A 6371-nucleotide genomic window follows, 5' to 3' on the forward strand; every position below is an offset into this window, starting at 1 on the left:
TCCAATCGTAAGGCGAATTCCCGCACGCTCGTCTAGTTGAACGTCAACACACGCCGGCGGAAAACCTACACGGTTTCAAACGGAGAAGCAATGCCTCGGTAGGGTACAGGAGGAGTGGAAGACGATTCTCCCTCTGTAGACGTGGTGGCCTGGCTGGCTTCCAGCCAGGGCAGTGCGGTGAGGGTATTCCACTTGGCACAGCCGCGGCACCGTCCCGTCCATTCGACGGATTCCAGCTGACACTGGGTGCAGATATATGGAACGATCACTCGTTTTTTGAAACTGAGGGCTTTCTTCAATTCGACGATGGCTTCCTCAAAGTGCTGCTTGCGCAAGAAGAGATTGGCCATGATCTTGTGATAGTCCAATAGATGATCTTGCGGGCCCTCGATCGTCGACAACAGATCGAACGCCTCATCCACCATTTCCAACCGATAGTAGAGCTTGCCGAGATAGAATTGGAGGACCGGATTGTGCGGGTCCTGCTGCAAGGCCTCCTGATAGACCCGAATGATTTCACTCGGTTCGCCTTGATCCAGATAGAGTTCTTCCAACCGGTGAAGAATGATGACACTTCGCGTCCGTGAATAGACCTTTTTCAGGATTTCGACGGCGTCCTTGGTTTTGCCCTCGTGAAGCAGAATCTCTCCCATGCCGATATAGGCGGGGAGGAAACTGCGGTCCTTCTTGATGGCGCCCCTGAAGTATCGCCGGGCTTTGTCGGGATGCCCACGTTCGAGCAGCTGCCGCCCGACTTCATACATGCATCCAACCAGCAGGGCTTCTTCCGCCTGTTTCTCCGGGGCGGGAAGATTGGCTTTGATCAAGCGGTGTTGTATCTCCAACGCATCGCTCCATCGTTCCATGCGGATGTTGAGATTCCGTTTCCGAATGAGCGCCGTCAGATTGTCCGGTTCGATCTTGAGGATTTTTTGCAGCGTTTGAAGCGCTTCCTCGTAGCGCTTGGCGTCTTCCAGATCTTTGCCCAATTCCAACAGGACTTCGATGTTTCGGTCGTCCACCCGCTGCGCCTGCTGATGAAGCCGGATGGCTTCAGGAAAATTCTGTTCTGATCGGTAGATGTTCCCCAGCCACAGGAGCGAATCGACGCGATTGGGATCGATGGCCAGCGCCTTTTCCAAAAGTGAGATGGCCTCCATCGTACGTTTCGACATGAACGCATGGGTTCCGTCTCGGTGGAGCGTATCAACTTTCTCCTTACGACGGAGCAGGCGATTACTGCGCCAGTTCAAAATCAGGTGTGCGGTTTGCTGCACTCCCACCACAAGGGTCGCGAGGACGGCTCCAAAGGCCATGGAAATCAAGGAGAGGGTGACAGGACTGAGCTCAAACTCCGTCCCTGGCCCGGTATGGACGACGACGGTTCCGGGATTCAGTTCACGGAAATAACTGTAGATGAACACGCCGGCGCTGATGAAAAAAATGGTGGTCAGGAGTTTGAACATGGCCTAGCCGCTTCTTGAAACTACTTTTTTGAAGCCACGAACACTTGATCCCTTGGAAGTCACAGACCGAATCAGGATAGCCCGCGGGACGTCCAAAAGCCATCCGGCAAGACGGCAGTGAGCGAAGAGGCGACACGTCGTACTTTTCTCCGCATATTGAGCCTCTGCGCGACGCGAGAACGGCTGGAGGACTTTTTCAACATCCTGCTAAACCATCTTCCGTGACGCCGCTGTCTGGATCATGTGTTTCTTCGGTGTGGCAGCCGAAGCCGGGGCATGGTCGGGAACCGGGATAGACCGTGCGTCGCTCCAGAGCCGCTCAAGGGCATAGTGCGACCGTAGCTCCTGTTTGAAGACATGGGCGACGACATCGCCACAGTCTATCAAGACCCATTGGCCCGATGTTGTCCCTTCAAGACTCAAGGGCCGTTGGCCCACGCGGGAGAGTGCATCGACAACGGAATCGGCGATTGCGCGTGTCTGTCGGTCTGATTCGGCCGACCCAATAACCAGGTAATCGGCGATTGAAGTAAGCGGGGCGACGTGGAGGACCTGGACATCAAGAGCCTTCTTGTCGAGCATCGCCCTGGCGACGGCGAGAGCAGTGGCCTTAGATGCGCGTGTGATTGCGTTCCTCCTGATAAAGGCTATTAGCGAGTATATAGGATTCTACCGAGGGGGGCAACATATTTGCCAGCGGGAGTCCGTTCCGAACCCTCCATCGTATTTCTGACGCTGAGGTCGGACAGGGGGGGAGAGCCAGGCAGGTGATCCCCGGACAGGAAGGAATGAGGATGTCGTGCCGGTTCAGCGCGCCACTGTCGAGCCGGGCGAGGGTCTGTGGATTGAGGCCGGGAAGCAGAGACATCTCGGCCAGTGCTTGGAACGATCGTTCCGGTCGAGGAACAACCACGAAATGGCAAATCGCCAACAGCTCCTGCGGGTCTTTCCACATCGGGAAATCGAGAAATGCGTCAAGACCGATGATGAAGAACAGCTCCGTGGCGGACCCATACTGTTGTTGCAACACCCGCACGGTATCGATGGAGTAGGATTTTCCCTTTCGCTGCATTTCAATGTCCGATACCCTGAAAAACGGACTGTCCGTGATAGCCAGGCGTACCATGTCGAGGCGAGCCGTGGCCGGAGCCAGGGAGCCGTCCCGTTTGTGGGGCGGATCACCGGTCGGGATGAATAGAATCTGGGAGAGCTGCATCCGTTCATGGACGAGACGGGCAATGGTCAGGTGGCCGTTGTGAATGGGATTAAAGCTTCCACCCAGTAGTCCGAGGCGTTGTAGAGGTGAGTGCCGGGTGATCGCCTCGCTGAGCGGGCGAAGCGAGGCGAGTGCTGGGTTCCGAGGCTCGGGACTAGAAGAATTCATGACTCAGGACTCAGCACGCCAGGCTTGGCACTACAGGATGACCAGATTGTCTCGGTGGATGACTTCCTCGTACTCTTGGGGACCGAACTGGTCATGAATGTCCGCCGTCTTGAGCCCTTTCATCTGACGCAATAAGTCGGATGACACGTTCACGAGGCCTTTGGCGAACTCCTTCCCGTCTGCATCGAGACAACTGACGGGATCGCCGGCTTCAAATGATCCCGTCACCCGGAGGATACCCGATGCCAGAAGGCTTTTCCCCCGATGGGTCAGGGCATCCACGGCACCCTGGTCCAGATGGATCTGGCCGCGAGCGCGAAGCGTGAAGGCAATCCAATGTTTACGGCTGTTGAGCCGCCGTTCACGAGCAAGGAAGAGGCTTCCGCCTGGCCCGCCACCGAGGACCGTCGGGAGAAGCCCGGCTTGCTCGCCATTGAGAATCAACGTCGGAATTCCATATTCCCCCACTTTCTTGGCGGCCCGCAGTTTGGTTGCCATGCCGCCTGTCCCTTCGAATGTACTGGAAACTCCGGCCAAGCACTCGATATCTTGTGTGATCTCCTCGATCAGCGGAATCAATGTGGCGGACGGATTTTTACGGGGGTCTTCCGTATAGAGGCCGTCGACATCGGAGAGAATCACCAATAAGTCGGCATCGGCCAGGTGGGCCACTTCACTGGCGAGGGTGTCGTTGTCGCCGACTCTGATTTCATCAACTGCGACGGTATCATTTTCATTGATGATCGGCACGATGCCGAAATCAATGAGTGCCGCAAGGGTATGGCGGGCGTTGAGAAACCGGCGACGGTCAGCGAGATCCTGATGGGTGAGTAGAATCTGCGCCACTTGAGTATGGACGCGTTCAAACGCTTTTTCATAGGCCCACATGAGCCGACTCTGTCCCACCGCCGCTGCCGCCTGCTTGATCGGGAGACTCTTAGGATACTCCTTCAGCCCCAACTTTTTGATACCGGAGACAATGGCACCGGAAGAGACCACCAGGACTTCACGACCTTGCGTTCGGAGAGTGGTGATTTCGTCGGCCAATCGTTCAATTTGTAGAGGGCGCAGACCTTCCGCGCGCGAAGCGATTAGGCTGCTGCCGATCTTGATGATGATCCGCTTGGCTTGTCCTAAGACCCTGTCTCGCATGGTGCTTTTCGTATATGATCGACCCGTTTCCCAAGGTACGTGATCAAGTCATCGAGCCCTTTGTTGGCCGCGGAGGAAATCGGCAAGCAGGGATAATTGTTGAGACGGCAATAGGTTTGCAGCTCGGCAAGCCGTTCGCTCGTACCGATCACATCGATCTTGGTCGGCACGACGGCGAATGGGCGGGTGGCAAGCCCTTCGTCATAAGCGACAAGTTCTCGCCGCAAGGTCTCGAAGCTGACGATGGGGTCGTCAGGAGCCCATTCCGAGACATCGACCAAATAAAGCAAGAACGCAGTGCGTTCGATGTGGCGAAGGAACTGGATCCCCAGTCCTTTTCCTTCGTGAGCACCCTCGATCAAACCTGGAATATCGGCTACGACGAAACTTCGGTCGGATCCCCATCGAACCAGACCGAGATTGGGAATCAGGGTGGTGAAGGGATAATCAGCGATCTTGGGTCGGGCCGCTGAAATGGCGGCGATGAGGGTCGATTTGCCGGCGTTGGGGAACCCCACCAGCCCGACATCGGCGAGCAGCTTCAACTCGAGCCGCAAGGATCGTTCTTCACCCGGCGTTCCGGGAGTGCACTTCGTCGGCACCCGATTGACGGAAGTGGCAAAGTTGCTGTTGCCTTTCCCGCCACGTCCTCCTTGGGCGATGACGGCCGTTTGGCCGTCATCGATGAAATCCGCGAGTAATTCCTTCGTCTGATCGTCATAGACGATGGTGCCGACAGGAACAGTGATGGTCAGGTCTTCGCCGGAACGACCCGTGCAATTGGAGCCTCCGCCGTTTCGTCCGTCTTGCGCCTCATAATGGTTCAGGTAACGGAGATCGAGCAGGGTCGTCAATCGATGAGAGGCTCTCATGATGATGTCACCACCGGCGCCTCCATCACCACCGTCCGGACCTCCGCGAGGCACAAACATCTCCCTCCGGAAACTGCAGATGCCGTTTCCGCCGCGACCGGCTCGTACCGTGATATGTGCTTCATCGACAAACATGTTCTGTCAACGTTCCGCGGGCGGTATGGCAACGACGATGGGAAAGTATACCCGACCCTGACCGGAAGGGGAGAGGGAATTTATCCAGCTGGTTTGGAGCGCAGAGGAGAAAAAAGAATCAGGATTTGGCCGGAACAGGATATACGCTGACTTTTCGTCTGCCGCGTCCACCCTCGAACTTCACGACACCGCTCATTCTCGCGAACAGGGTATGGTCTCTTCCCAAGTCCACATTGAATCCAGGGAAAAATTTGGTGCCGCGCTGGCGGACAATAATGCTGCCGGCCGTCACGGTCTGACCACCATAGGCCTTCACGCCCAAATACTGGGGATTACTGTCGCGACCGTTCCGTGAGGATCCGCCACCCTTGTTTGTTGCCATGGTAAGTCCTTCTTATGGTCTTAAGGCTTTAGGCCGTCGCTATAGCTTTAATCAGCAGCTGCGTGAACCCTTGTCGGTGCCCACGGGTCCGGCGATAGTTCTTCCGGCGCTTCTTCTTAAACACGGTAATCGACCGGGTCCGACCCTGCCGCACGATTTCGGCGGTTATTTTGGCTCCGTCGATAAAAGGTTGTCCGATCAGAATGCCGGCATCGCCATGAACGAGGCGGACCTTGTTGAGTTCCACCTGAGCTCCAGCGTCTCCCGAAAGCCGTTCAACCTGAATCGTCGTGCCAGCTTCCACTCGATATTGTTTTCCGCCTGTTTCAACGATCGCGTACATACATCCCTTCTCCGATCTTAAAGAACGGTTCATTTAACATGGGGATAGAAGAGGTGTCAAGCCACACGAGGAACGTCCGAAGATCAGTGATCACACGGAGTCCCCTCTTTAGAGGGCTAGGAGGGAGATCATGCCGCCACGTATGCTCAGCGCCAGTATTGCGATAGCAGGCGTTCAGTATTCTTGCGATCCACACGGAGATACCGACCATATCATGTCTCACGCCAACAAGTTTGTGATCCGGACCTATCATCGGATTCCTGTTCGCTGTGCCGCGTACTATCTGGGCGGAGATTTCCTCGGAAAAGGAACGGTGATGAATCTGTGTCGTAACGGCTTCCGTGTCTTGGGCGATCATCAAGTGGTCCCCGGGATGGAACTGGTCGTCCGACTCACCCTTCCCGACACAGATGAGCCGGTCGAGATCCGGCGCGTCGTTGTTCGATGGGTGCGGGGTCTGTTGTTTGGCGCCAAGGTTGTGACCATGAGCCCGGAGGGAGAAGATCGAGTCGGAACGTTTCTGAGTGCTCGCCTGCGTGCCTATTGCGCCTCTTCGTAATTCTCCATTCAGCCGACAGCACATGGCTCCCGGCCAGTCACTGGTCGGTGATGTAATCTTCTCTGTGTAAAAGACGAA

Annotated in this window: 7 protein-coding genes and 1 pseudogene; 1 reads left to right on the forward strand and 7 read right to left on the reverse strand. The window is 56.1% G+C overall.

Annotated elements, in window-relative coordinates; genetic code table 11:
• Positions 1 to 65: 65 nt before the first annotated feature.
• The 7 genes and pseudogenes from A4E19_18875 to A4E19_18905 form a co-directional block, all read right to left on the reverse strand.
• Positions 66 to 1466 (reverse strand): hypothetical protein, encoded by a 1401-nt coding sequence (locus A4E19_18875; protein ID OQW34077.1) that lies wholly within the window; start codon positions 1464 to 1466, stop codon positions 66 to 68.
• A gap of 282 nt (positions 1467 to 1748) precedes the next feature.
• Positions 1749 to 2048 (reverse strand): annotated as a pseudogene (locus A4E19_18880) (ribosome silencing factor RsfS).
• Between the two features lie 28 nt (positions 2049 to 2076).
• On the reverse strand, positions 2077 to 2682 hold the full coding sequence (locus A4E19_18885; protein ID OQW34078.1) for a hypothetical protein: 606 nt from the start codon (positions 2680 to 2682) through the stop codon (positions 2077 to 2079).
• A 198-nt stretch (positions 2683 to 2880) separates the two neighbouring features.
• Complete coding sequence (locus A4E19_18890) at positions 2881 to 4002, reverse strand: glutamate 5-kinase (GenBank protein ID OQW34079.1); 1122 nt, start codon at positions 4000 to 4002, stop codon at positions 2881 to 2883.
• Positions 3984 to 5009, reverse strand: coding sequence for a GTPase ObgE (locus tag A4E19_18895; protein ID OQW34080.1), 1026 nt, complete (start codon positions 5007 to 5009; stop codon positions 3984 to 3986). Before A4E19_18895 ends, A4E19_18890 begins: the two co-directional genes overlap by 19 nt.
• A gap of 118 nt (positions 5010 to 5127) precedes the next feature.
• Complete coding sequence (locus tag A4E19_18900; GenBank protein OQW34081.1) at positions 5128 to 5391, reverse strand: 50S ribosomal protein L27; 264 nt, start codon at positions 5389 to 5391, stop codon at positions 5128 to 5130.
• Between the two features lie 28 nt (positions 5392 to 5419).
• Complete coding sequence (locus tag A4E19_18905; GenBank protein OQW34082.1) at positions 5420 to 5734, reverse strand: 50S ribosomal protein L21; 315 nt, start codon at positions 5732 to 5734, stop codon at positions 5420 to 5422.
• A 130-nt stretch (positions 5735 to 5864) separates the two neighbouring features.
• Between A4E19_18905 and A4E19_18910 the strand changes: the two genes are divergently transcribed.
• Positions 5865 to 6293, forward strand: coding sequence for a hypothetical protein (locus A4E19_18910; GenBank protein ID OQW34083.1), 429 nt, complete (start codon positions 5865 to 5867; stop codon positions 6291 to 6293).
• Positions 6294 to 6371 lie beyond the last annotated feature (78 nt).

The sequence above is a fragment of the Nitrospira sp. SG-bin1 genome, from assembly GCA_002083365.1.
Classification (GTDB): domain Bacteria; phylum Nitrospirota; class Nitrospiria; order Nitrospirales; family Nitrospiraceae; genus Nitrospira_D.